This is a genomic window from Herbaspirillum sp. LeCh32-8, assembly GCF_017814915.1.
In the GTDB taxonomy this organism is placed as follows: Bacteria; Pseudomonadota; Gammaproteobacteria; order Burkholderiales; family Burkholderiaceae_D; genus Herbaspirillum.
Map to the genome: position 1 here is coordinate 278,656 of NZ_JAGIPZ010000006.1, position 22,606 is coordinate 301,261.

Annotated in this window: 22 protein-coding genes; 15 read left to right on the forward strand and 7 right to left on the reverse strand. The window is 63.8% G+C overall.

Annotated elements, in window-relative coordinates:
• Entirely contained in the window at positions 1 to 1,020 is a 1,020-nt protein-coding gene (hemB, locus tag J8I26_RS13505; protein ID WP_209607607.1) for a porphobilinogen synthase, read from the reverse strand.
• 303 nt (positions 1,021 to 1,323) lie between these two features.
• Positions 1,324 to 2,040, reverse strand: coding sequence for a ribosome biogenesis GTP-binding protein YihA/YsxC (gene yihA, locus J8I26_RS13510; RefSeq protein ID WP_209607608.1), 717 nt, complete (start codon positions 2,038 to 2,040; stop codon positions 1,324 to 1,326).
• A gap of 477 nt (positions 2,041 to 2,517) precedes the next feature.
• Between yihA and J8I26_RS13515 the strand changes: the two genes are divergently transcribed.
• The 7 genes from J8I26_RS13515 (at position 2,518) to J8I26_RS13545 (ending at position 9,511) form a co-directional block, all read left to right on the forward strand.
• Entirely contained in the window at positions 2,518 to 3,180 is a 663-nt protein-coding gene (locus J8I26_RS13515) for a c-type cytochrome (protein WP_209607609.1), read from the forward strand.
• Between the two features lie 163 nt (positions 3,181 to 3,343).
• Entirely contained in the window at positions 3,344 to 3,835 is a 492-nt protein-coding gene (locus tag J8I26_RS13520; RefSeq protein WP_209607610.1) for a nuclear transport factor 2 family protein, read from the forward strand.
• Positions 3,836 to 3,927: 92 nt separating this feature from the next.
• On the forward strand, positions 3,928 to 6,075 hold the full coding sequence (locus tag J8I26_RS13525; protein ID WP_209607611.1) for a cytochrome c biogenesis protein ResB: 2,148 nt from the start codon (positions 3,928 to 3,930) through the stop codon (positions 6,073 to 6,075).
• 158 nt (positions 6,076 to 6,233) lie between these two features.
• On the forward strand, positions 6,234 to 7,388 hold the full coding sequence (gene ccsB, locus J8I26_RS13530; protein WP_209607612.1) for a c-type cytochrome biogenesis protein CcsB: 1,155 nt from the start codon (positions 6,234 to 6,236) through the stop codon (positions 7,386 to 7,388).
• A 57-nt stretch (positions 7,389 to 7,445) separates the two neighbouring features.
• Positions 7,446 to 8,093, forward strand: a complete 648-nt coding sequence (locus tag J8I26_RS13535; protein ID WP_209607613.1) for an HAD-IA family hydrolase — start codon at positions 7,446 to 7,448, stop codon at positions 8,091 to 8,093.
• Positions 8,094 to 8,236: 143 nt separating this feature from the next.
• Complete coding sequence (locus J8I26_RS13540; protein ID WP_209607614.1) at positions 8,237 to 8,827, forward strand: GNAT family protein; 591 nt, start codon at positions 8,237 to 8,239, stop codon at positions 8,825 to 8,827.
• A gap of 432 nt (positions 8,828 to 9,259) precedes the next feature.
• On the forward strand, positions 9,260 to 9,511 hold the full coding sequence (locus J8I26_RS13545) for a hypothetical protein (RefSeq protein ID WP_209607615.1): 252 nt from the start codon (positions 9,260 to 9,262) through the stop codon (positions 9,509 to 9,511).
• 115 nt (positions 9,512 to 9,626) lie between these two features.
• Here J8I26_RS13545 and J8I26_RS13550 read toward each other — a convergent pair whose 3' ends face one another.
• From J8I26_RS13550 to J8I26_RS13570, 5 genes are all read right to left on the reverse strand, one after another.
• Positions 9,627 to 10,640: an NAD(P)H-dependent glycerol-3-phosphate dehydrogenase gene (locus tag J8I26_RS13550; RefSeq protein WP_209607616.1), complete on the reverse strand. Its 1,014-nt coding sequence runs from the start codon at positions 10,638 to 10,640 to the stop codon at positions 9,627 to 9,629.
• A 56-nt stretch (positions 10,641 to 10,696) separates the two neighbouring features.
• Positions 10,697 to 11,146, reverse strand: coding sequence for an SH3 domain-containing protein (locus J8I26_RS13555; protein ID WP_209607617.1), 450 nt, complete (start codon positions 11,144 to 11,146; stop codon positions 10,697 to 10,699).
• Between the two features lie 129 nt (positions 11,147 to 11,275).
• Positions 11,276 to 11,770: a protein-export chaperone SecB gene (secB, locus tag J8I26_RS13560; protein ID WP_209607618.1), complete on the reverse strand. Its 495-nt coding sequence runs from the start codon at positions 11,768 to 11,770 to the stop codon at positions 11,276 to 11,278.
• A 154-nt stretch (positions 11,771 to 11,924) separates the two neighbouring features.
• Positions 11,925 to 12,185: a glutaredoxin 3 gene (gene grxC / locus J8I26_RS13565; protein ID WP_209607619.1), complete on the reverse strand. Its 261-nt coding sequence runs from the start codon at positions 12,183 to 12,185 to the stop codon at positions 11,925 to 11,927.
• On the reverse strand, positions 12,182 to 12,595 hold the full coding sequence (locus J8I26_RS13570) for a rhodanese-like domain-containing protein (protein ID WP_209607620.1): 414 nt from the start codon (positions 12,593 to 12,595) through the stop codon (positions 12,182 to 12,184). The genes grxC and J8I26_RS13570 overlap by 4 nt, the downstream gene beginning before the upstream one ends.
• A gap of 159 nt (positions 12,596 to 12,754) precedes the next feature.
• Here J8I26_RS13570 and gpmA point away from each other — a divergent pair, with 159 nt between their 5' ends.
• From gpmA to J8I26_RS13610, 8 genes are all read left to right on the forward strand, one after another.
• Positions 12,755 to 13,501 carry a 2,3-diphosphoglycerate-dependent phosphoglycerate mutase gene (gpmA, locus tag J8I26_RS13575; protein ID WP_209607621.1) on the forward strand — a complete coding sequence of 249 codons (747 nt, stop codon included), beginning with the start codon at positions 12,755 to 12,757 and terminating at the stop codon, positions 13,499 to 13,501.
• 152 nt (positions 13,502 to 13,653) lie between these two features.
• Positions 13,654 to 15,036 carry a peptidoglycan DD-metalloendopeptidase family protein gene (locus J8I26_RS13580; protein ID WP_245200322.1) on the forward strand — a complete coding sequence of 461 codons (1,383 nt, stop codon included), beginning with the start codon at positions 13,654 to 13,656 and terminating at the stop codon, positions 15,034 to 15,036.
• A 3-nt stretch (positions 15,037 to 15,039) separates the two neighbouring features.
• Positions 15,040 to 16,533 carry a S41 family peptidase gene (locus tag J8I26_RS13585; RefSeq protein ID WP_209607622.1) on the forward strand — a complete coding sequence of 498 codons (1,494 nt, stop codon included), beginning with the start codon at positions 15,040 to 15,042 and terminating at the stop codon, positions 16,531 to 16,533.
• Positions 16,534 to 16,632: 99 nt separating this feature from the next.
• The gene (locus J8I26_RS13590; RefSeq protein ID WP_209607623.1) at positions 16,633 to 17,388 is read left to right on the forward strand and encodes a HesA/MoeB/ThiF family protein; all 756 of its coding nucleotides are present in this window, start codon (positions 16,633 to 16,635) and stop codon (positions 17,386 to 17,388) included.
• A gap of 557 nt (positions 17,389 to 17,945) precedes the next feature.
• Positions 17,946 to 18,350, forward strand: coding sequence for an RNA polymerase-binding protein DksA (dksA, locus tag J8I26_RS13595; protein WP_209607652.1), 405 nt, complete (start codon positions 17,946 to 17,948; stop codon positions 18,348 to 18,350).
• Between the two features lie 285 nt (positions 18,351 to 18,635).
• The gene (locus J8I26_RS13600) at positions 18,636 to 19,040 is read left to right on the forward strand and encodes a hypothetical protein (RefSeq protein ID WP_209607624.1); all 405 of its coding nucleotides are present in this window, start codon (positions 18,636 to 18,638) and stop codon (positions 19,038 to 19,040) included.
• A gap of 188 nt (positions 19,041 to 19,228) precedes the next feature.
• On the forward strand, positions 19,229 to 21,277 hold the full coding sequence (locus tag J8I26_RS13605; RefSeq protein WP_209607625.1) for a TonB-dependent receptor: 2,049 nt from the start codon (positions 19,229 to 19,231) through the stop codon (positions 21,275 to 21,277).
• A gap of 280 nt (positions 21,278 to 21,557) precedes the next feature.
• On the forward strand, positions 21,558 to 22,601 hold the full coding sequence (locus J8I26_RS13610; protein WP_348635320.1) for a branched-chain amino acid ABC transporter substrate-binding protein: 1,044 nt from the start codon (positions 21,558 to 21,560) through the stop codon (positions 22,599 to 22,601).
• Positions 22,602 to 22,606: the final 5 nt, after the last annotated feature.

Here is a 22,606-nt window from a genome sequence, read left to right on the forward strand (position 1 = left end):
TCAGGCCTGCTTCAGCTTGCGCGCGATGTCCAGCGCGAAGTAGGTCAGCACGCCGTCGGCGCCGGCGCGCTTGAAGGCCATCATGGCTTCCATCATGGTCTTGTCGTGGTCCAGCCAGCCGTTCTGGGCGGCGGCCTTGATCATCGCGTATTCGCCGCTGACCTGGTAGGCGAAGGTCGGCACCTTGAACTCATCCTTCACGCGGCGCACGATGTCCAGATAGGGCATGCCGGGCTTGACCATCACCATGTCGGCGCCTTCCTGGAGATCCAGCGCGACTTCGCGCAGCGCTTCGTTGCTGTTGGCCGGATCCATCTGGTAAGTGGACTTGCTGCCCTTGCCGAGGTTGGCGGCCGAGCCGACCGCGTCGCGGAAGGGACCGTAGAAGGCCGAGGCGTACTTGGCCGAGTAGGCCATGATGCGGGTGTAGATATGCCCGCTCGACTCCAGCATGGCGCGGATGGCGGCGATGCGGCCGTCCATCATGTCCGACGGGGCGACCACGTCGACGCCGGCATCGGCCTGGGTCTTGGCCTGTTTAACCAACAGTGCGATGGTTTCGTCGTTGAGGATGTAGCCGGTGTCGTCGAGCACGCCGTCCTGGCCGTGGCTGGTGTAGGGGTCCAGCGCGACGTCGCACAGCACGCCCAGCTCGGGGAAGCGATCCTTCAGCGCGCGCACCACGCGCGGGATCAGGCCGTCCGGGTTGGTGGCTTCGATGCCGTCAGGCGTCTTCAGCGCAGGATCGATCACCGGGAACAGCGCCATGACCGGCACGCCCAGCTTGACGCATTCTTCGGCCACCGGCAGCAGGGTGTCCAGCGAGAGGCGATCGACGCCGGGCAGCGAGGGCACCGCTGTGCGCAGATTCTGGCCTTCCTGGACGAAGACCGGGTAGATCAGGTCGGCGGCGGTGATCACGTTTTCAGCCATCAGCGCGCGCGAGAAGGCGTCGCGGCGCATGCGGCGCATGCGGATGGCGGGGTAGGCGGCTTGCGGACGGGAATCGGAAACTGGCATTGGCTTCTTTCAGTTCAAAATGAGGCTAACGGACGATAACCTAGAATAAATTCTAGATATTTCTCGTTAAATTCTGAAAGTTGCCGGGTTTTGGGGCGGACTCGACAACCTTCCTTGAAGATTACTTTATCTTGTGTTCGGGCAATTCGTTGCCCCCCGCTTCCCCTTCCCTCCCTGAGCGGGGCCGATCGCGCGAGCGAAAGGCGTTCGGCCCTGGAGATGGTTCACTTTCTCCAGGGTCTTTTTTCTCTCCTCCGGTTTTCCTCTTTTACCTTTTTTCGATCCAATGCGCCTTGTCGGCGATCATTGTTCGGTCTGGTCGTCGGTTGCGACCTGCGTCTCGCCGGTGTCCGGCTCATCCAGCAGGCCGGCCATTTCCAGGATGCGGTCGTTGGCCTCGTCCAGCCCGATGCGCTTCAATGCCGAGAACAGCTGGGCCGTGAACGGGAAGGGCTTGCCATCCGCATCGACATAGCTTTCCAGGAAAGTGCGCGCCTGGCGCAACGCGTTGGTGGCGTCGTTGCGGTTGAGCTTGTCGGCCTTGCTGAGGATGCAATGGATGGGTTTGCCGGTGGGGGCGAACCACTCGATCATCTGGATATCCAGCTCGGTGAACGGGCGGCGCGAATCGACGATCAGCACCAGCGCGGCCAGCTGCGGACGCAGGCGCACGTAGTCGCCCAAGAGCGCCTGCCAGTGATGCTTGGCGCCGCCCGAGACTTCGGCGTAGCCGTAGCCCGGCAGGTCGACGATCATCGCGCGGATCTCGTCCGGGCGCGCTTCGTCATTGCGGTGCTGGCCCACGTGGGCGCCGCCGACGGAGAAGAAATTGATGTGCTGGGTGCGACCCGGCGTCTTCGAGGCGAAGGCCAGGCGCTTCTGGTTGCACAGGATATTGATCGCGGTCGACTTGCCGGCGTTGGAACGGCCGGCGAAGGCGATTTCCGGCACGGTAGTCTTGGGCAGGTCCCGCAGATGGTTGACGGTGGTGAAAAAGCGGGCTTGCCAAAGTTGCGACATGGTGGGGGGAAATCCGAAAGAGGGGACTGGAAACGCAGAAAAGCTATTGTACAATGGCCCGATACCCATTGCCGTGTTGACGCCAAGCAATCAAAAAATATGGCGGCCATTGGAGACAGGTCAAAAGACCGGCATTTGAGTAGGGGGCAGCCAGCCGCCAAACGGGCAGAATCGCAGAGCGTGTTAGGCACTTTTACAGGCCCCGCGTTCGGTCGAGGAGAGTGCAGGGCAAGGCGCGGTGTGCTGTACAGGGCGGTGCCCTGTACGAGCATCGCAACGCTGACATGTGCTCTCCTTGACCGAACCCTTCGGGCAGCCCCGCGAAGGGACCGTCTGCGGCGTTGCGACGCCTTGCCGTAGCACCGCTACGGCGCGTTGCCGCGCCTTGCAGCCAATCCCTTCCCGGGGCTGCGCGGGGCCTGTAAAAGTGCCTAATACGCTCTAATTCCACAACCACAATAAGTATTAGGGTGACGAATGAACCGTGCCTTTTCCCCATTCTTGCAGTCCGTGTTTGTTGCAGTGCTGGCAGTGTCTTCCCTGGCACATGCCGCTGATGAAAAAAAAGCAGTAGCCAAAGCCGATCCGGCCAAAGGCGAAACCCTCTACACCAACGGCGATAACGCCCGCAACATCGTGGCCTGCGTGTCCTGCCACGGTGCCGCAGGCAACTCCACCATCACGCAGAACCCCAAGCTGGCCGGCCAGCATGAGGCTTATATCGCCAAGCAGCTGATGAACTTCCGCACGCCGGAGCGCAACAACCCGGTGATGTCGCCGCTGGCCAAGGCCCTGACCGACGAGGACATCAAGAACCTCGCGGCCTTCCTGTCGGCGCAGGCGCCCAAGCCCGGCGCGGCCAAGAACAAGGACACCATCGACCTGGGCAAGCACATCTGGCGCGGCGGCATTGCCGCCAAGAACGTACCGGCCTGTGCCGGCTGCCACAGCCCCAACGGCGCCGGCATCCCCGCGCAGTATCCGCGCCTGGCGGGCCAGCATCAGGACTACACCGTGGCCCAGCTGACCAACTTCCGTGGCGGCGGCCGCACCAACAGCCCGCAGATGACGGCCATCGCCGAGCGCCTGTCGGACAAGGAAATCAAAGCGGTGGCGGACTACATCGCCGGCCTGAAGTAAGCGTCGGGTGGCAGTCAATAAAGAGGAGCGGCAGGGGTGTCGCTCCTTTTTTATTTGTTGGTGTTAACATCGCTACTTTGGAAATAAATGTTACCCCCGTCGTTAGAGTCGCAACTCGCACAGCTGTCCGTGCGTTTTTTGAGTCTAACTTTGGAGGTGTGTTATGAAGTTTCAAGCGCAATGCAAGGCCCGTGTGGGGCGTTGGTACTTTCTTATTGTCTCTGTGGCCATGATGGCGGGGCTGACCGTGACGGCTCCGGCGAGTGCGGCAACGCCCGAAGAAGAGATCCGGGCCATGTCAAATGAAATGCTGGCCGCGGCCAACGAGCACAACGTCGACAAGCATTTGAAGTACTACGTCAAAGAACCCGACCTGATCTTTGTCTACAATACGAAAAAAGTGAGGGGCTGGGATGCATTGCATGTGCAGCAGACCGCTTGGTGGGGTAACGGAAAAACCGATGCCGTGTATACGAGGGAAGATCAGCCGGTTTTTCAGGTGCTCTCCCCCGATCTCATGTTGGAAACGGCAAGCATCGGTTCAGTTCGCACGCAGGCAGACGGCAAACAGCTGCGCTCCATGACCATTTATTCCGCTGTGTGGCAAAAGCGCCCTGAAGGCTGGCGCATCGTCTATTGTCACGAATCTTCTTGAACACCCCTTCAACGCCTGTGTGGCAGGAGGCCTGTTGACGGCTTCCTGCCGGAGGACGGAGCAGGGCTGAGCAGTATTTAAAGGTAGCACTTATGACAGGCAGTACCGCAGGCATACAACTCAGGACCCGGCAGCGCTGGCTCGGCGACGCGGTGGAGCTGGTGTCATCGATGCGTTTTGCCATCAGCCTGTTGACGCTGATCGCCATCGCCTCGGTGATCGGCACGGTGATGAAGCAGAACGAGCCGATGCCCAACTACGTCAACCAGTTCGGCCCGTTCTGGTTCGAGGTGTTCAACAAGCTGGGCCTGTATGCGGTGTATTCGGCATGGTGGTTCCTGCTGATCATGGGCTTTCTGGTGCTGTCGACCTCGCTGTGCATCGCGCGCAATGCGCCCAAGATGCTGCGCGACGTCAAGAGCTGGCGCGACAACGTGCGCGAGCAGTCGCTGCGCAATTTCCACCATAAGGCCGAATGGCGCATCGCCGGCGCGCCGGCGCAAGCGGCGGCGGTGTTGGCCAGGCAGGTGGCCGGCCGCGGTTACAAGGTCAAGCTGGTCGACAAAGACGGCAGCACCTTGCTGGCGGCCAAGCAGGGCGCGGCCAACAAGTGGGGCTACATCTTCGCGCATGCGGCCATCGTCATCATCTGCCTGGGCGGCTTGCTCGACTCCGACTTGCCGATCCGCTTCCAGCAATGGTTCTACGGCAAGCAGGCCTTCGCCGGCAACGGCATCATCTCGCAGATCCCCGACCGTTATCGCCTGGGTATCGGCAACCCGACCTTCCGCGGCAATACCATGATCCCGGAAGGTTCGACCAGCAGCACCGCCATCATCCCGCAGCAGGATGGCGTGATGATCCAGGACCTGCCGTTCTCCATCCACCTGAAGCGCTTCATCATCGAGTTCTACTCGACCGGCATGCCCAAGCTGTTCGCCAGCGAAGTGGTAGTGCGCGATCATGAGACCGGCCACGAAACCGCCGCCACCATCAAGGTCAACGAGCCGCTGATCTACAAGAACGTGGCGATCTATCAATCCAGCTTCGAAGACGGCGGCAGCAAGTTGAAGCTGGTCGGCTATCCGATGCGCGGCGCGGGCAACGGCCATTTCGACTTTGCCGGCGAAGTCAGCGGCAGCACGCCGCTGCCGCAGGGCATGGGCGACTACACGGTGGAGTGGAGCGGTTTTCGTCCCTTTAACGTGGAAAACATGAACACCGCCGGCAGCGCCGCCGGATCGGGTTCGACTTCCGGCGACGCGCGCGCAGTCAACGTCGGCAAGTCGGTCAACAGCGGCTTCATGGGCAACCTCGACAAGCACCTGGGCTCCAGCGCCAAGAGCGTCAACACCAAGGACTTCAAGAACGTCGGCCCGAGCGTGCAGTACAAGCTGCGCGACAAGACCGGCCAGGCGCGCGAGTACTTCAATTACATGCAGTCGCTGCAGATCGACGGCGCCTACGTGTTCCTGGCCGGCATGCGCGAGCAGCCCGACCAGCCGTTCCGCTACCTGCGCATTCCGGCCGACGACAACGACAGCGTGGTCGAGTGGATGCGCCTGCGCGCGGCGCTGGCCAATCCGGCCCTGCGCCAGGAAGCCGCGCGTCGCTACGCCCGGCAGGCGATCTCCAGCGGCCGCGAAGCGCCGGCCGCGCTGCGCGAGCAGCTGCAGCAATCGGCCCAGCGCGGACTGGATATCTTCGCCGGCGACGGCAAGGTGTCGGGCTTCATCGCCGTCACCCGCTTCCTCGAGAAGCTGCCCGCCGCCGAGCAGGAAAAGGCCGCCGACATCTTCATGAAGATTCTCAACGGCAGCATGTGGGAGCTGTGGCAGGCCGCGCGCGCCGCGGACGGCCTGGAGCCGGTCAAGAGCGACGAGGCGCACGGCAAGTACTTGCAGCTGGCGATCAACGCGCTGGCCGATGCGGCCTTCTATCCGGCGCCGGTGTTCCTGCAGCTGACCAGTTTCACCGAGATCAAGGCCTCGGTGCTGCAGGTGACGCGTTCGCCGGGCAAGAAGGTGGTCTACCTCGGTTGTTTGTTCCTGGTGCTGGGCGTGTTCGCGATGCTGTACATCCGCGAGCGCCGCCTGTGGATCTGGCTCAAGCCGGACGCCGACGGCGCCGGCAGCCAGGCCCTGATGGCCATGAGCACCCAACGCAAGACGCTGGATTTCGAGAAGGAATTCGAGCAGATGAAGGCGCGCCTGACCGGCACCAACGGCAGCGCTTCCTGATTATTGGCAATTGGTTAAGGTCGGCACGCAGCACATAAGAGCCGGCCGTTACAGATGACGGAGACCGTGCCGCCGACATATGGCGGTTATCATCCTGCGGATATATGGGTTGGCGGCGAGGCCGCTAGCATGGCCGCAGGAGTGCAGTGGAGAACGGAATGGAACTGACAGAAGCAACCCAAGGTTATCCCCAGGAGCAAGGCTTCTTCCGCCGCCTGAGCGTGGTGGACTGGATTTACGCGGCCCTGCTGGCGGCCGGCTCGTTGTACGCGTTCGCGCGTTTCGGGCATTTCATGGATTACTACGAGAAGGCGGTGCTGCTGCTGGCCGCGCCCACCTTCGCCTGGCTGGGCTGGCACTGGAAGCCGGCGCGCCTGCTGATGGCGCTGATCGCGATCTTCTCGCTGGGCGCCATCGCCATGTACGGCGGCGCGCTGGAGATGGCCGACAAGAAATTCTTCCTCAAGTACATGCTCTCCAGCCAGTCGGCGATCCTGTGGATGAGCGCGCTGTTCTTCCTCTCCACGCTGTTCTACTGGGGCGGCCTGGCCACCCGCGCCGGCACCGGCACCGCGATCGGTTCGCGGTTGTGCTGGGCGGCGGTGCTGCTGGGTTTCACCGGCATGATGGTGCGCTGGTACGAGTCCTACCTGATCGGTGCCGACGTCGGCCACATTCCTATTTCCAACCTGTATGAAGTCTTCGTGCTGTTCTGCATGATCACGGCGCTGTTCTATCTGTACTACGAAGAGCGTTACGCCACCCGTCAGCTGGGTGCCTTCGTGCTGACAGTGATCTCGGCGGCGGTCGGCTTCCTGATGTGGTATACCGTCTCGCGGGATGCGGCCGAAATCCAGCCGCTGGTGCCTGCGCTGCAAAGCTGGTGGATGAAGATCCACGTGCCGGCCAATTTCATCGGCTACGGCACCTTCGCGCTGGCGGCGATGGTCGCGGTGGCTTACCTGCTCAAGGAAAAGGGCATCATGGACGACCGCCTGCCTTCGCTGGAAGTGCTGGACGACGTGATGTACAAGGCGATCGCCGTGGGCTTCGCCTTCTTCACCATTGCCACCATCCTGGGCGCCCTGTGGGCGGCCGAAGCCTGGGGCGGCTACTGGTCGTGGGACCCGAAGGAAACCTGGGCGCTGATCGTCTGGCTCAACTACGCGGCCTGGCTACACATGCGCCTGATGAAGGGCCTGCGCGGACAAGTGGCGGCATGGTGGGCGCTGGTCGGCCTGCTGGTGACGACCTTCGCCTTCCTGGGCGTGAACATGTTCCTGTCCGGCCTGCATTCCTACGGCGAACTTTGATAGCGTTTGCTGCTCCCTTATCAGGGCGGCGAGCGCCACTCTGATAAAGGAAAATCAATGAAAGACTCCGGCAACGCGATCGACCTGGTCATCTTCGATTGCGACGGAACCCTGGTCGACAGCGAAGTCGTGGCGGCCCAGGCCTGGTCCGACTACGTCGCCACCTACGGCGTCGACCTCACCGCGCAACAGGCGCTGACGCAGTTTCGCGGCGTGAGCATGAACCTGTGCCTGGCGCGCATCGAGGAGCTGCACGGCAAGTCGCTGCCGGCCACCTTCGAAGAAGAGCTGCGCGCCCTGATGGCGCAGATGCTGGAGCAGCGCCTGCAGCCCATCGCCGGCGCGCTGGAGATGGTGCAGGCGCTGGCCGTTCCGTTCGCGTTGGCTTCCAACGCACCCCATCACAAGATCGAACTCTGCCTGCGCGTGACCGGGTTGCTGCCGTATTTCGCCGGGCGCATCTACAGCGCCTACGACGTGCAGCGCTGGAAGCCGGATCCGGCGCTGTTCCTGTTCGCCGCCCAGAGCCTGGGCGTGGATCCCGCCCGCTGCGCGGTGGTGGAAGACAGCCTGCCGGGTGTGCAGGCCGGGCTGGCCGCCGGCATGAAGGTGATCGCGCTGCAGGAGCACGGCGTGCATCCCGAGCTGCCCGGCGGCGTGCAGGTGATCACCCGCCTGGCCGAACTGCATCCTTACCTGGCTTGATCGCCAGAGCCGGCTTCCTTCAGGCGTCTCCCGCAGGCGATAAGGTCGTGGTCTCGCGCCGCGCCGAATTTAGGTAAGATCGAAGGCAGCGCGTCGCTGATCGCGCTGACTCTTCCGCGCCCAGCATCCAGCAAAGATCGAGCATGAATCGCCATATCGACCGCGAACGGCAAATTATTTACTGCGACCGCAACTACGAAGTGCGCCCGCTGGGCCTGCGCGAGGCGGCGGCGCTGTATGACGCCGTGCACCAGTCGGCGCGCGCCATCAGCGAATGGGAGGCGTGGTGTTCGCTGGACTATTCCCCGGCTGACGCCAAGCAATTCCTGCAGCGAAGCATCGAGCACTGGAACATGGGCGCGGCCTATGACTTCAACGTTATCGAGCGGCCCACCGGGCTGGTGGTCGGCTCGGTGGCGATCAACCAGATCAGCCAGCTGAACCAGCTCGCCAACCTTGGTTACTGGGTGCGTGAGGGGCGTACCGGCCGCGGCATCGCGGTGCTGGCCGCGCGCGCCGCCGCTGCCTTCGCCTTCGGCAAGACCGGCCTGACCCGGCTGGAGATCGTGGCGCAGGCCGGTAATTTGCGCAGCCAGCGGGTGGCCGAGAAAACCGGCGCTACGCTGGAATGCCTGGCGCGCAACCGACTGGTGTTCCACGGCGAGCCGCGCGACGCGAAGGTGTTTTCATTGGTGCCATCCGACCTGGGTTTGTCGGTACCGGCGGCTGCCTGAGTTTCTTTCCGATTTATTTTTGATAATTCTTCTTAGAAATATCTTCAGGTCTTTCGTCGCATTTTTGCGCCGCTCGGCCGGTCGGGATACGTTTGGCAACAATTGTTTCGTTTTTATTTTGTTCCGAAAAAGTGCACAAGCGAGAGTAGTCTGACAGCGCTGTCAGCCAGCATCGGCAACGGTTTGCGCCATTTTTGCGCAGCAGCGCAAAATCCTTGCCTCAAAATAAATCGAAAATGGCTGACAAAATACTGACTTTTCACGTATTCCAAATCGCGACTTGGGCGTTACATACTTAAAGCACCTGTTAAGGGTGCTGTGTATCTGGAGCAGTTGCCCGGAATCAAGCATGTTTTGCCGGGACGCTGCCGATTCTCCGAAAAACTCAGGAACGGGGAATTTTGAGCGTCAAGCGACGTAAGAGGAAATACGATGCAAGCTATTCAACGCAACAAGACCGCCAATAATAATCACGCCGGCCGCGCCGCCCAACAATATGTCATGGGCGGCGAAGCACGCGCTTCGCGCCTGGCCAAGCGCCTCAAGGGCGCGGACGCCGCGCCCCAGGACGACTGCAATTCGCGTTACGACAAGATCTCCAAACAGATGGACGACATCGTGGAAGGCGGCTCGCCGCAGCGCTTCAAGCGCCCCAAGATGGAAAGCGACATCATCGCCCGCTGAAACAACAATGCCGCCGTATCCCTCGCAGGATACGGCGGCATTTTCATCTGCGGACCTCAGGTTCCTGACGCCGGCGCTGCATTGCAGATGGCCGATGTCTGCGCAGAGCCGGGTTTCAGATCGTCTCTTCGCGTGGGTCCCGCGACAGCAGCCGGGACACCATCTCCTTGACCGACACGCCGTCGAACAAGGCCGCCGCCACCGCATCGGTGATCGGCATGTCGATACCCTTTTCCTGCGCCAGTTCGCGTACCGCCTTGGCGCAGCGTACCCCTTCCGCCACGTGGCCCAGCTCGGCCACGATGTCTTCCAGTTTCTTGTTCTGAGCCAGTCCCAGGCCCACGCGCCGGTTGCGCGAGAGGTCGCCGGTGCAGGTCAGGATCAGGTCGCCCACGCCCGAGAGACCCATGAAGGTCTCGGGACGACCGCCCAGCGCCACGCCCAGCCGGGTGATCTCGGCCAGGCCACGGGTGATCAGCGCGGCGCGTGCGTTCAGGCCCAGCTGCAGGCCGTCGGCCACGCCGGTGGCGATGGCAAGGATGTTCTTGACGGCGCCGCCGATCTCCACGCCGATCAGGTCGTCGCTGGAGTAGATCCGGATATTGTTGCCGTGGACCGCCTGCACCACGCGCTCGCACAGGGCTGCGTCGGCGCCGGCGATGGTCAGCGCGCAGGGCAGGCCGCGCGCCACCTCCTGCGCGAACGAGGGGCCCGACAGCACGCCGGCCGGCACGCCCGCGCCCAGCACCTGCTGCACCACCTGGTGCGGCAACAGGCGGGAGCCTTCTTCCAGCCCTTTGCACAGCCATACCAGGTTGGGGATGGGGTGGGCCTTGAGGTGGCCGGCCAAATCGCGCAGGCCGGATACCGAGGACGCCGCGATCAGCAGCGAATCGGCGGAATCTGCGGGATCGGCGCAGACATGGCGCACCGCCGCCTCAAAGTCGGACGTGACCTGCAGTTCGGCCGGCAGCGGGAAGCCCGGCAGGTAAAGCTGGTTCTCGCGTTGCAGGGAGGCCTCTTGCATGGCCTGGGCATTGCGTCCCCACAGCACGACCTCGTGCTTGCGCGCCAGCGGAATGGCCAGGGCGGTGCCCCAAGCTCCGGCGCCGAGGATGGTGATTTTCATTGAATGGCGTCGATCGCGGTATTGGAATTGGAGGTGCGTCGGCTCAATGCCGGGGCTCAGTCGCCCCAGACGTCGCCGACCTTGGCGTAGCCGGTCTGGCCGTCGCGGTGACGGACCTTGACCCAGCCGTTGTTCGGGCTTTCCAGCATTTCCAGCAGCACGTTCTTGTCGGCAGAGAAGACCAGCGGGCTGTTTTCATCGGCGCCGTTGAAGATGCGGGCATTGGCGGCCGAGACCACCAGCATGCGCTTGGGCGTGAGCGACTTGGACTGCAGCCAGGACAGCGTGCCGGCAGCATCGCGCACCTTGCTCCACTCGCCGTAGGTCAGCACCACTTCGACCGGCATGCCGCGCGGGGCGACGTAGACGCGACGGCCCTTTTCGGAGGGGGCGTCATACATGATCGCAGGCGAGGCGCCGACCGACTTGAAGTCGAGGGCCAGGGCTTCTTTGGCGGTGAAGGCGCACAACAGGGTTGCGGAAAGGATCAGGGGCAGGCGTTTCATTGTTGATGTCTCCGCAGCAGGGGAGGCGCGGCGGCATACCGGGATGCGGGATGCCGCCGCGATAGATCCGTGCGCGGGAGGCGGGCCGTTCATCATGAGCGGCCCGCCTCCCGGCAGGCATACCGGCGATCAGTTGACCGCGGTCGAGCCGTTGTTGACCAGGGTTGCGCCCTGTTGTTCGGCCAGCGCCTGCAGGCGTTGCTGGTAGAACACTTCGAAGTTGATCTCGGCCAGGTGCACCGGCGGGAAACCGGCGCGGGTGATGGCGTCGGCGATGTTGGCGCGCAGGTACGGGTAGATGATGTTGGGGCAGCCGATGCCCAGCAGCGGGTCCAGCTGTTCGGCCGGCACGTTGCGGATTTCGAAGATGCCGGCTTGCTTGCCCTCGACCAGGAAGGCGGTCTTGTCCTTGACCTTGGCGGTCACGGTGATGGTCACGGTCGACTCGAACACGCCTTCCGCCAGCGCTTCGGCGCCGACGTCCACCGACACTTCGATGGCGGGCGCTTCCTGCTCCAGGAAGATGGCCGGCGAATTCGGTTGTTCCAACGACAGGTCCTTCAGGTAGACGCGCTGGATCTGGAAAACGGGTTGCTGTTCAGCTTGTTGGTTCTGTTCCGACATGGATCTCTTTCAGGTTCGGTTGATATCGAAAGGATGTCGCGACATTACCGTGGCGTTGTTGCGGCTCCTGGCCGTACAACCGTACTGTCTTCGCGCCGCGCCTGGCCTCGCCAATGTCGCGACATCCTTTGCGTTTAAAGCTGCTGCGCTGGCGTCAGGCTTGCAGCAGCGGGTCCAGCTTGCCGGCGCGGTCCAGCGCGCTCAGATCGTCAAAGCCGCCGACATGGGTGTCGCCGATATAGATCTGGGGCACGGTGCGGCGGCCGGTTTTTTGCATCATCAGCTCGCGCTGTTGAGGTTCGAGGTCAACGCGGATCTTCTCGATCTGCGTCACGCCCTTGCTGGCGAGCAGGCGCTCGGCCATCGTGCAGTACGGGCACACGCCGGTGCAGTACATCGTGATCGTGGCGCTCATTTCGCATCCTTGGTGGTCAGCGGCAAGCCCTGGCCTTGCCAGGCGGCGATGCCGCCATTCAAGCCGTAGACTTCGGTGAAGCCGGCCTTCTTCAGGGTAGCTTCGGCGCGGTTGGCCTGGGTGCCGTTCTGGCAGACCACGATCACCGGGCGGCCTTTGAGCTTGTCCAGCTCGGAGATGCGTTGCGGCAACTCCTTCAACGGGATGTTGCGGGCGTCGCGCAGGTGGCCGGCGGCGAATTGTTCGGTGTCGCGCACGTCCAGCACCAGAGTTTTGCCCTGGTTGAGCATCTGCGTGGCCTGCAGCATGCTCAGTTTATTGCCGCGCTGCTGGATGTAAGGAACCAGCAGGGCGCCGCCCGAGACCAAGGCCAGAGCGATCAGGAAAATATTGTCGATGATGAATTTCACGGCTATCCAATGAGTTTACTGAATCCCGGCATTATAAAATAGAAGCATTCGCGATTCTTATTATTGCAATCGCAAGCCCCACAAGGGCCTGGAAGCCGCCGCGGCCAAGCGCCCGCGCCTTTCTCGCACAGGTTTATCCATCATCAGAAAAGTCCCACTATGTACAAGATCGTATTCATGCGCCACGGCGAATCGACCTGGAACCTGGCCAACCGCTTTACCGGTTGGGTCGACGTCGACCTGACCGAAAAGGGCGTGGCCGAAGCGCGCCAGGCCGGCAAGTTGTTGAAGGAAGCCGGCTTCCAGTTCGACCTGGCTTACACCTCGGTGTTGAAGCGCGCCATCCGCACCCTGTGGACCACGCTGGACGAGATGGACCAGATGTACATCCCGGTGAAGAACGACTGGCGCCTGAACGAGCGCCACTACGGCGCCCTGCAGGGCCTGAACAAGGCCGAGACCGCCGCCCAGTACGGCGATGAGCAGGTGCTGGTCTGGCGCCGCAGCTACGACACCCCGCCCAACCCGCTGCCGCTGGGCGATGAGCGCGACGCCTTCGGCGACGCCCGTTACGCGGGCCTGTCGCGCGAGCAGGTGCCGCTGACCGAATGCCTGAAGGACACCGTGGCCCGCGTGCTGCCGGCCTGGAACGACTCCATCGCCCCGGCCATCCGCGCCGGCAAGCAAATCATCGTCTCGGCCCACGGCAACAGCCTGCGCGCCCTGATCAAGTACCTGGACGGCATCAGCGACAACGACATCGTCGGCCTGAACATCCCCAACGGCCAGCCGCTGGTGTATGAGCTGGACGCCGACCTGAAGCCGATCAAGAGCTACTACTTGGGCGACCAGTCCGCCATCGAGGCGGCCTTGAAGGCCGTGGCCAACCAAGGGAAGTCGAAATAAAACTGCACTTCTTCAGCACGGCGCTCGCCGCGGCCATCCCGGCTGCGGCGTCCATGGCGCCCTCTTCAGGCGAATGCGAACGGCTTGCGCGCACCGGATCCCGGTTTGGCGCGCGGGGCGGGTGTATTCGCCTGTCCGCATTGGGTGCGCCGCTGCTGCTGGCGCTGGCGCTCGTGGGTGCCGGTTGGCCGACCCTGTCGCAGGCCCAGGCCATCACCGAGCGCGCCAAGCAGAAGCAGGCCGCGGAGAAGGAGCGCGCCGACCTGCAGCAGCGCCTCTCCAGCCTCAAGCGCGACATCGACCAGACCGAGACCGCCAAGGACAATGCCGCCGATGCGCTGGCCGCGTCCGAGCAGGCCATTTCCAAGGCCAATCGCTCGTTGCGCGACCTGACGCAGGAGCAGCAGGAGACCGAAAGCCGGCTGGCGCAGCTGGTCAAGCAGTTGAATGAGCTGACCGTGCTGGTCAACGCACAGCAGGCGCAGCTATCCAAGCTGATGCGCGAGCAGTACGTGGCCGGCAACGAGGATCGCATCAAGCTGCTGCTATCGGGCGACAACCCCAATCGCATCAACCGCGAGCTGCAATACATGGGTTATGTCTCGCAGGCTCAGGCCAAGCTGATTGAGACCCTGCGCGCCAACCAGCAGGCGATCCGCGCCAACAAGGCCGACACCCAGAACGCCAAATTCGAGCTGGAAGAGATCGCGCAGGAAGAAATCGAACAGAAAAAGGTGCTGGAGAAGGAAAAGGCGCGGCGTTCGACGCTGCTGTCCCAGCTCTCCACCAAGCTGACCGCGCAGCGCAAGGAAGTCGGCCGCATCGAGCAGGACCAGCAGCGCCTGTCGGCCCTGGTCGACAAGTTGGCGCAGATCATCGAGCAGCAGAAAAAGGCTGAAGCCGAGGCGCGCGAGAAACGTCGTCAGGAACAATTGGCCAAAGCGAAGGCCGAACGCGAGAAGCGTCTGGCTGAACAGCGCGCCAAGGCGGCCGCGCGTGCGGCCGAAGCGGCCAAGGCCGGCAAGCCGGCGCCGAAGATGCCGGACCCGGCCGACGCCATCGACGACGACGAACCGCCTAAGAGCGCCTCGCTGGGCCGCAACGATACGCTGCCGGAACCGACGGACAACTTCGGCAAGCCCTTTGCCAGCCTGCGCGGTCAGCTGCGCCTGCCGGTCAAGGGCGATCTGACGTCGAAATTCGGCAGCCGTCACGGCGACGGGCCGACTTCACGCGGCCTGTTCATCCGCGCGTCGGAAGGTTCGGAAGTGCGTGCGGTGGCGGCTGGACGGGTGGTGTTTGCGGATTGGCTGCGTGGTTTCGGCAATCTCATCATCGTCGACCACGGCAGCCAGTACATGACCATCTACGGCAACAACCAGTCGGTGTTGAAACGCGCCGGCGACGTGGTCAAGGCGGGCGAAGCCATCGCCACTGCGGGCAACAGCGGCGGTAACGAGCAATCGGGTTTATACTTTGAAATGCGGCATCAGGGCCGCGCATTCGACCCACAGGGGTGGGTAACTACTAGGTGACACATGGGCAGCAAACTCAAGAATATCAGTCTGATCGGTTTGGGCATGGTGGCAGGCGCCACCGCAATGATCCAGTTTGACGCCATCGCGCAGAAGAACGCCACGGCGTCGCTGCCCCTGGAGGAGCTGCGCCAGATGGCCGACGTGTTCGGCCTGATCAAGTCGGACTACGTCGAGCAGGTCGACGACAAGAAGCTGCTGACCGAGGCCATTTCCGGCATGGTCGCTTCGCTCGACCCGCACTCGGCCTATCTGGACAAGAAGGCCTACAAGGAGCTGCGCGAAGGCACCATGGGCAAGTTCGTCGGCCTGGGCATCGAGGTCGGCATGGAAGACGGTTACGTCAAGGTGATCTCGCCGATCGAAGATTCCCCGGCGTTCAAGGCCGGCATCAAGGCGGGCGACCTGATTACCCGTCTGGACAGCACGCCGGTCAAGGGCCTGACCCTGGACGAAGCCGTCAAGAAGATGCGCGGCGAACCCAACACCAAGATCACGCTGACCATCGCCCGCAAGGAAGAAGACAAGCCCATCGTCCTGACCATCACGCGCCAGGAAATCCGCGTGCAGAGCGTCAAGTCCAAGGTGGTCGAACCCGGCTACGCCTGGCTGCGCGTGACCCAGTTCCAGGAGCCGACGGTGGACGACATGGCCAAGAAGCTGGCCGCCATCTACGCCCAGGAGCCCAACCTGAAGGGCATCGTGCTGGACCTGCGCAATGATCCGGGCGGCGTGCTGCCGGGCGCCATCGGCGTGTCGGCCGCGTTCCTGCCCAAGGATTCGGTGGTGGTCTCGACCAACGGCCAGATCCCCAGCTCCAAGCAGACGTTCTACGCCAAGCGCGAGTTCTACGCCTCCAACCCGCTGAACGACCCGCTGTCGCGCCTGCCGGACGCCATCAAAAAGGTGCCGATGGTGGTGCTGATCAACAGCGGCTCGGCCTCGGCCTCCGAAATCGTGGCCGGCGCCCTGCAGGACTACAAGCGCGCCACCATCATGGGCACGCAGTCCTTCGGCAAGGGCTCGGTGCAGTCGGTGATCGCGCTGCCGCCGGAGAAGAACACCGCCGTCAAGCTGACCACCGCCCGTTACTTCACGCCCAAGGGCCGCTCGATCCAGGCGCGCGGCATCGTGCCTGACATCATGGTCGACGAGTACCCTGACGGCGACGGCCTGAACGGCCTGCGCCTGCGCGAGGCCGACCTGTCCAAGCACCTGACCAACGACACCGACAAGTCGGCTGAAGTGAAGGCCCAGGCAATGGATGAGATCGCCGAGGAGAAGCTGATCGCCGCCGAGAAGAAGCGCAAGCCGCTGGACTTCGGCAGCAAGGACGACTTCCAGCTGTCCCAGGCCCTGAACCACCTGAAGGGCCTGCCGGTGAAGGTGTCCAACGCCAAGCCGGAAGTGCGCAATGAAGAAGGCAAGCAGGACACCCCGGTGAAGGACGACCGCAAGGACAACAAGGCGCCGCCGGAAAAGATCGACACCAAGTAATTCCGCAGCATCCGGGATTGCATGAGGCCGCTGCAGCAAGCAGCGGCCTTTTTTCTTGGAACCGAGCCAACGTTATTACCGCCCACCACCGCAACCGCCATGGACGACCAACAGCTGCTGCGCTATTCGCGCCATATCCTGCTCGACGAGATCGACATCGAAGGCCAGTCGCGCCTGCTGGCGGCGCACGCGCTTGTGATCGGCGCCGGCGGGCTGGGTTCGCCGGCGGCCATGTACCTGGCCTCGGCCGGCGTCGGACGCATCACCCTGGTGGACCACGACACGGTGGATCTGACCAACCTGCAACGCCAGATCATGCACACCACCGCGCGTGTGGGCCGGCCCAAGGTGGAGTCCGGGCGCGAGGCGTTGGCGCAGATCAACCCCGGCATCGAGGTTACCGCGCTGGCCGAGCGTGTCGACGGCGAGCGCCTGCTGGAACTGGTGCGCACGGCCGACGTGGTGCTCGATTGCAGCGACAACTTCGCCACCCGCCATGCGGTCAACCACGCCTGCGTCGAGGCCGGCGTGCCGCTGGTGTCGGGTGCGGCGATCCGCTTCGACGGCCAGGTCAGCGTGTTCGACAGCCGCCGCGACGAGGCGCCTTGCTACGCCTGCCTGTTTCCGCCCGAGCGCGAATTCGAGGAAGTGCAGTGCTCGGTGATGGGCGTGTTTTCGCCGCTGGTGGGCATCATCGGCACCATGCAGGCGGCCGAGGCCATCAAGCTGGTGGCCGGCATCGGCCGCTCGCTGGCCGGACGCCTCTTGATCCTGGATGCGCGCGAGATGGAATGGACCTCGATCTCGGTGGCGCGCGACCGCAACTGCCCGGTCTGCGCAAAAAGGCACGCCTGAGCGCGCCAGCATGCCGTTGCGGCAAGCCGGCGGCTTCCACCTGCGGCCGATCTTCTGGTATAAAGTTGCATTAACCCGCTGGCGGCGAACTGCCGCGCGGCGGGCGGCTGATGCGCGGAACCATGAAGAACCAACCAGCATAAAGGCGCGATCAGTGCGGGGCTCTGCCTGGACAGGGGAGGAGCTCCATGACAAGCGCATCGGCCCACAGGCCGCCCTTGACCGGGGCGTGCCGGCGGTCTTTAACTCTCCCGGCCGCGCGTGGCGGACCGGCCTCTTGGCATCCGGGAACCTTGGTGTACAATCCTTGACCGCGAAAAAGGCTGCGCCATCTGCAGCCCCGGTCCGGCAAGCAAGATCAACGTCGGCAATGCGGCCGCGCGAACATCAATCGAAGAGGTGCCAACGCGGCAAGGGAAGTGGATTCACAAGCGACCAGTTCCGGCAGCGAAGCAAGCGTATCCGCCGGGAAAATGGATTAGTTGAAAAACCCCGTAGTATTGAAAGTAAGCGAAGTGGCAACCAAAACTCCCAAAACTACCCCTGCAGCGCAACAATTGCTGACTGAGGAGCAAATCCTCAAGATGGCTGAGAAGGACTACATGAACGAAGCGCAGCTCGCTTTCTTCAAGGCCCGTCTCCAGCAATTGGAAAAAGATCTGCTCAAGAATGCCGATGAAACCACCGAACACCTGCGCGAAACAGTGCTGGTGCCGGATCCGGCCGACCGCGCCACCATCGAGGAAGAACACGCCCTCGAGCTGCGTACCCGTGATCGCGAACGCAAGCTGCTCAAGAAAGTCCAGCAGTCCATCGTCTCGATCGACAACGGCGAATACGGCTGGTGCGAAGAGACCGGTGAGCCCATCGGCATTCCGCGTCTGCTGGCGCGTCCTACCGCGACCCTGTCGCTGGAAGCGCAGCAACGTCGCGAACTGAAGCAGAAGCTCTACGGCGACTGATTCTCGCCGCGTCCTGCAGGACGATGCCCGCGCCGTGTGGTGCGGGCCATAGCGCCGACAGCCTTGCCGCCGGCGTGGGTCGACTGACCGCATCGTTCTGACCGTTTGCCGGCTGGCGCCCAAGGCCCGGCCTGCGCAACGCAACGATGCGGTGACTGCAGCACCCCCAGCGTATTATCTGCACCACCCGCACTACCTGCATCACCCCGTTACCCGTAATTACTGCACCACCGCCTGACAGAATTCCCGGATCCGGCCGCGCCGTTCCGCACCAGACACCACGCCATGCCCATCCCGCGTTCCATGCGTCCATCAGTCTTCATCGCCGTGCTGGCGATGTCGTTGCTGTTCGCGCAGATGCTGGGTTTCGTGCACGGTATCGCACACGCGGGCTGGCTGCCAGGGGCGGTGCATTCGCTGCTCGACGAGTCCTTGTTCGACTACGGCGACGCCCAGGAAGAAGCCGAGGCCCACGCCCCCGGCAAGCAGGAGCAGGCCGGCCAGCACGCCCACGACCTGCATCACTCCTGCGCCGCCTACGATGCCGCCACCCTCTCGGCCGGCGTGCATTTCGATTTCCCGCCGCTGCCCTTGCTGCCGCCGGTGCGCGTACTGGCCTTGTGGCAAGCCTTCGCATCCTGGGATGCGCCGGTCAACTGTCATTTCTCTCCGCGCGCGCCGCCGCGCTGAATTCCTTCCCAGCACTCATCATTTTCGTTGCCGGTTGTCCCTCGTGATCCGGCCGCGCGCGCGTCGTCTTCCGGATGAACGCGTCGCCGCGGCATGGGCACGTCCGGACGGCCGGCGTATCGGCGCCGCCTGTCGCATCCGATAGCCGCGGCGGCGCCTCGCGTACTACAAGCATTCAAGGAATTCACATGGCACTTCAACGCCAACTCCTGGCCGCCGCGGTCGTCTCCGCGCTGGCCGCCTGGTCGGCTTCGGCCTCGGCCCAGACCACTACCGCCAACCCTGTCGCCACTGACGCCGCCGCACCGGCGCAGCCTGCGCTGCAACCCATCGTCGTCACCGCCACGCCGTTCGCCTCCGAAGAGGACGTGCAGGTGCTGGCGCCGGCCAAGGTGCTGGCCGGCGATGAGCTCAAGAACAAGCTGGGCAACTCGCTGGGCGACACCCTCTCGTCCGAGCTGGGCGTGTCGGCGTCGGCCTTCGGCGCGGGCGCGTCGCGTCCCATCATCCGCGGCATGGAAGGCCCGCGCGTGATGATCCTGCAGAACGGCATGGCCGTCTCCGACGTCTCCACCGTCTCCAACGACCACGCGGTCGGCGCAGAAGCCGCCACCGCGCGCCAGATCGAGATCCTGCGCGGCCCGGCGGCCCTGCTGTACGGCTCCGGCGCTATCGGCGGCCTGGTCAACGTGGTCAACGACCGCATTCCCACCGAGCTGGTCGGCAAGCCCACCGGCACCGTCGAAGGCCGCTACGGCAGCGTCGACGGCGAGAAGAACGGTTCGTACTCGCTGGACACCTCGGTGGGCCAGATCGGCCTGCACTTCGACGGCAATTACCGCGACACCGACAACTACAAGATCCCCGGCGGCGCCAAGCAAGGCGACGCCACCCCGACCTCGGGCCGCTTGCCCAACTCCTTCACGCACGAGACCAGCGGCGGCGTGGGCGCGTCCTATGTGGCCAACTGGGGCTACGTCGGCCTGTCGGCCTCGACGCTGGATGACCACTACGGCATCCCGACCAGCGAGATGTCCTTCATCGACCTGCACCAGAGCCGTTACGACATCGACACGCTGGTCAACAATCCCTTCGCCGGCATCGAGAAATTCCGCTTCCGCCTCGGTTATACCGACTACACCCACACCGAGAAGGAACAGGACGGCACGCCTGCCACCGTGTTCAAGAACCGCGTGTTGCAGACCCGCTGGGAGCTGACCCACGCGCCGCTGGCCGGCTGGCACGGCACCTTCGGCGTGCAGACCGAGCAGGGCAACTACTCGGCGCTGTCGGCCTCGACCGGCAGCTCCGAGCTGACGCCGCCGACGCGCTCCTCGTCCTTCGCCGGCTTCCTGGTGGAGGAGCGCCAGTTCGGCCAGGTGCTGGCCAGCGCCGGCCTGCGCGCGGAAAGCGTCAATCGTCGCCCGGACGGCGCCAGCGGACTGCCGGGGCGCGACTTCAGCCTGTTGTCGTGGTCGGCCGGCGCACTGTGGACCTTCCAGCCCGGCTACGGCCTGGGCCTGACCTACTCGCTGGCGCAGCGTGCGCCGACAGTGGAAGAGCTGTATTCCAACGGGCCGCATGAATCGACCGCCACCTTCGACATCGGCGACAACCAGCTGAAGAAGGAGACTTCCCACAACGTCGAGCTGACGCTGCAAAAGACCGAAGGCCTGGTGCGCTGGAAGGGCAACCTGTTCCGCAACAAGGTGAACAACTACATCTACGGCCGCACCAACGGCCAGGTGGATGACTCCGGCGCGGCCGATCCGACCGGCGAATTCACCCAGCGCTTCTGGTCGCAGGGCAACGCTACCATCCGCGGCGCCGAAGCCGAGGTCACCTACAACTGGAACGGCGACGGCATCTCGGCGCGCGCCTTTGCCGACACCTCGCGCGGCACGCTGGACGATCTCGGCAGCCTGCCGCTGCAGCCGGCCACGCGCTACGGCATCGAGCTGGGTTACAAGACCGGCCCCTGGGCCAGCGGCATGAAGGTATTGCGGGCGCAGAAGCAGGATCGCCTGGCCTCGTTCGAGACCTACGAGACTCCGGCCTACACCCAGCTCGACGCCAACCTGTCGTACACCCAGAAGCTCAACGGCGTGAAGCTGACCTGGTTCGCGCTGGCGCGCAACCTGCTGAACCAGGACATTCGCCTGTCAACCTCAGTGCTGCGCGAGTCGGTGCCGCTGGGTGGGCGCAACTTCATCGTCGGCGTGCGCAGCAGCTTCTAAGTCCTTCGCTTGACTGCGCCGGCGGGAGGCGTCACCTCCCGTCGCCGCCTTTGCCCGACCGCATGCGTCCCCCAGCAGACGGCCGGTTTTTTTTGCGCCGCGAACGTGGCACCGTTGCAATTGTGCCGCTGTGGAATTGCTCTTAGTATGGCGTTATCTCTCTTGGGATATGCCCGCCATGCGCCCTCATTTGCTGCATACCTTGATCACCTTGTGCTTGTGTGGCCTCGTCGGCGCTGCGCTGGCGCAGGGGGTTGATGTGCAGCGAGTGCTGATTGGCGTGACCTCACCTTTTTCCGGCCCGCGCAGCGAGGGCGGCGGCGATGCGCTCAACGGGGCGCGTCTGGCCATCGACCGGCTCAATCAACAGAATCTTCAGATCGGTGACAAACCGGTGCGCTTCGAGCTGCTGGTCAAGGACGACCATGGCATGCCTGCGCGCGGCATGCAGGTCGCACGGGAGTTCGCCCAGGCCGGGGTTAGCGGCGTGATCGGGCCGATGACGTCCGCCGTCGCCCTGGCCGTGGCCAGGATCTACAATCAGAACCGCGTGCCCATGCTGACCGTGGCCACCCATCCCGCCGTCACGCGTCCCGACTACGAGTACGTCTTCCGGCTGCTGGCCAGCGATGCCGAGCTGGGACGCAAGATGGTGCAGTACGCCGCGAGCAGTCTCAAGGTCAGGCGCGTGGCGGTCATTCAGGACGGCTCCGGCTATGCCGAGGGGCTGGTGTCCGAGCTGCAGGCCGCGAGCCAGAAAGAGGGTGTGCAGCTTGCGGTGCAGCTGCAACTGAGCGAGGCCGCGCACGATCCCGAGCTGCGCGGCGTGCTGCAGCAGGTGCGCAACGCCAAGTCGGACGCGGTGTTCTTCGCCGGTTATCCGCCGCTCTCGGCGAGGATCTTGCAGGAGATGCACCAGATGCGCCTTGCGCTGCCGTTGATGGCCGGCGACGCCCAATGTTCCATCGAGATGTTGCGCCTGATCGGCGACTTCCTGGACAACGGCGTGTATTGTGTGCAAAGCGGCGTGTGGCTCACGCGCGTGGCCGACGGCGCGGTGTTCGCCGCTGCTTTCCAGACCCGTTACAGCCAACCGCCCGATGTCTATGCGGGCAACTTCTACGACGGCGTGATGCTGCTGGCGCAGGCCATGAAGACTGCCGGCTCGACCCGGCCCGAGCAATTCCTGCCGGCGCTGGCGCGCAGCCGCTACAAGGGCGTGACCGCCACCTACGAGTTCAACGCCAGGCATGACCTCAAGGATTCGGCGGCCACCATTCTGCGCTTGAAGGACGGCGCGCTGGTGCCGATGGCCAGTTTCTGAGTCAG

Coding starts and splice junctions, on each gene's coding strand:
- hemB (WP_209607607.1), bottom strand. CDS start 1,020: ATGCCAGTTTCCGATTCCCGTCCGCAAGCCGCCTACCCCGCCATCCGC.
- yihA (WP_209607608.1), bottom strand. CDS start 2,040: ATGTCGCAACTTTGGCAAGCCCGCTTTTTCACCACCGTCAACCATCTG.
- J8I26_RS13515 (WP_209607609.1), top strand. CDS start 2,518: ATGAACCGTGCCTTTTCCCCATTCTTGCAGTCCGTGTTTGTTGCAGTG.
- J8I26_RS13520 (WP_209607610.1), top strand. CDS start 3,344: ATGAAGTTTCAAGCGCAATGCAAGGCCCGTGTGGGGCGTTGGTACTTT.
- J8I26_RS13525 (WP_209607611.1), top strand. CDS start 3,928: ATGACAGGCAGTACCGCAGGCATACAACTCAGGACCCGGCAGCGCTGG.
- ccsB (WP_209607612.1), top strand. CDS start 6,234: ATGGAACTGACAGAAGCAACCCAAGGTTATCCCCAGGAGCAAGGCTTC.
- J8I26_RS13535 (WP_209607613.1), top strand. CDS start 7,446: ATGAAAGACTCCGGCAACGCGATCGACCTGGTCATCTTCGATTGCGAC.
- J8I26_RS13540 (WP_209607614.1), top strand. CDS start 8,237: ATGAATCGCCATATCGACCGCGAACGGCAAATTATTTACTGCGACCGC.
- J8I26_RS13545 (WP_209607615.1), top strand. CDS start 9,260: ATGCAAGCTATTCAACGCAACAAGACCGCCAATAATAATCACGCCGGC.
- J8I26_RS13550 (WP_209607616.1), bottom strand. CDS start 10,640: ATGAAAATCACCATCCTCGGCGCCGGAGCTTGGGGCACCGCCCTGGCC.
- J8I26_RS13555 (WP_209607617.1), bottom strand. CDS start 11,146: ATGAAACGCCTGCCCCTGATCCTTTCCGCAACCCTGTTGTGCGCCTTC.
- secB (WP_209607618.1), bottom strand. CDS start 11,770: ATGTCGGAACAGAACCAACAAGCTGAACAGCAACCCGTTTTCCAGATC.
- grxC (WP_209607619.1), bottom strand. CDS start 12,185: ATGAGCGCCACGATCACGATGTACTGCACCGGCGTGTGCCCGTACTGC.
- gpmA (WP_209607621.1), top strand. CDS start 12,755: ATGTACAAGATCGTATTCATGCGCCACGGCGAATCGACCTGGAACCTG.
- J8I26_RS13585 (WP_209607622.1), top strand. CDS start 15,040: ATGGGCAGCAAACTCAAGAATATCAGTCTGATCGGTTTGGGCATGGTG.
- J8I26_RS13590 (WP_209607623.1), top strand. CDS start 16,633: ATGGACGACCAACAGCTGCTGCGCTATTCGCGCCATATCCTGCTCGAC.
- J8I26_RS13600 (WP_209607624.1), top strand. CDS start 18,636: ATGCCCATCCCGCGTTCCATGCGTCCATCAGTCTTCATCGCCGTGCTG.
- J8I26_RS13605 (WP_209607625.1), top strand. CDS start 19,229: ATGGCACTTCAACGCCAACTCCTGGCCGCCGCGGTCGTCTCCGCGCTG.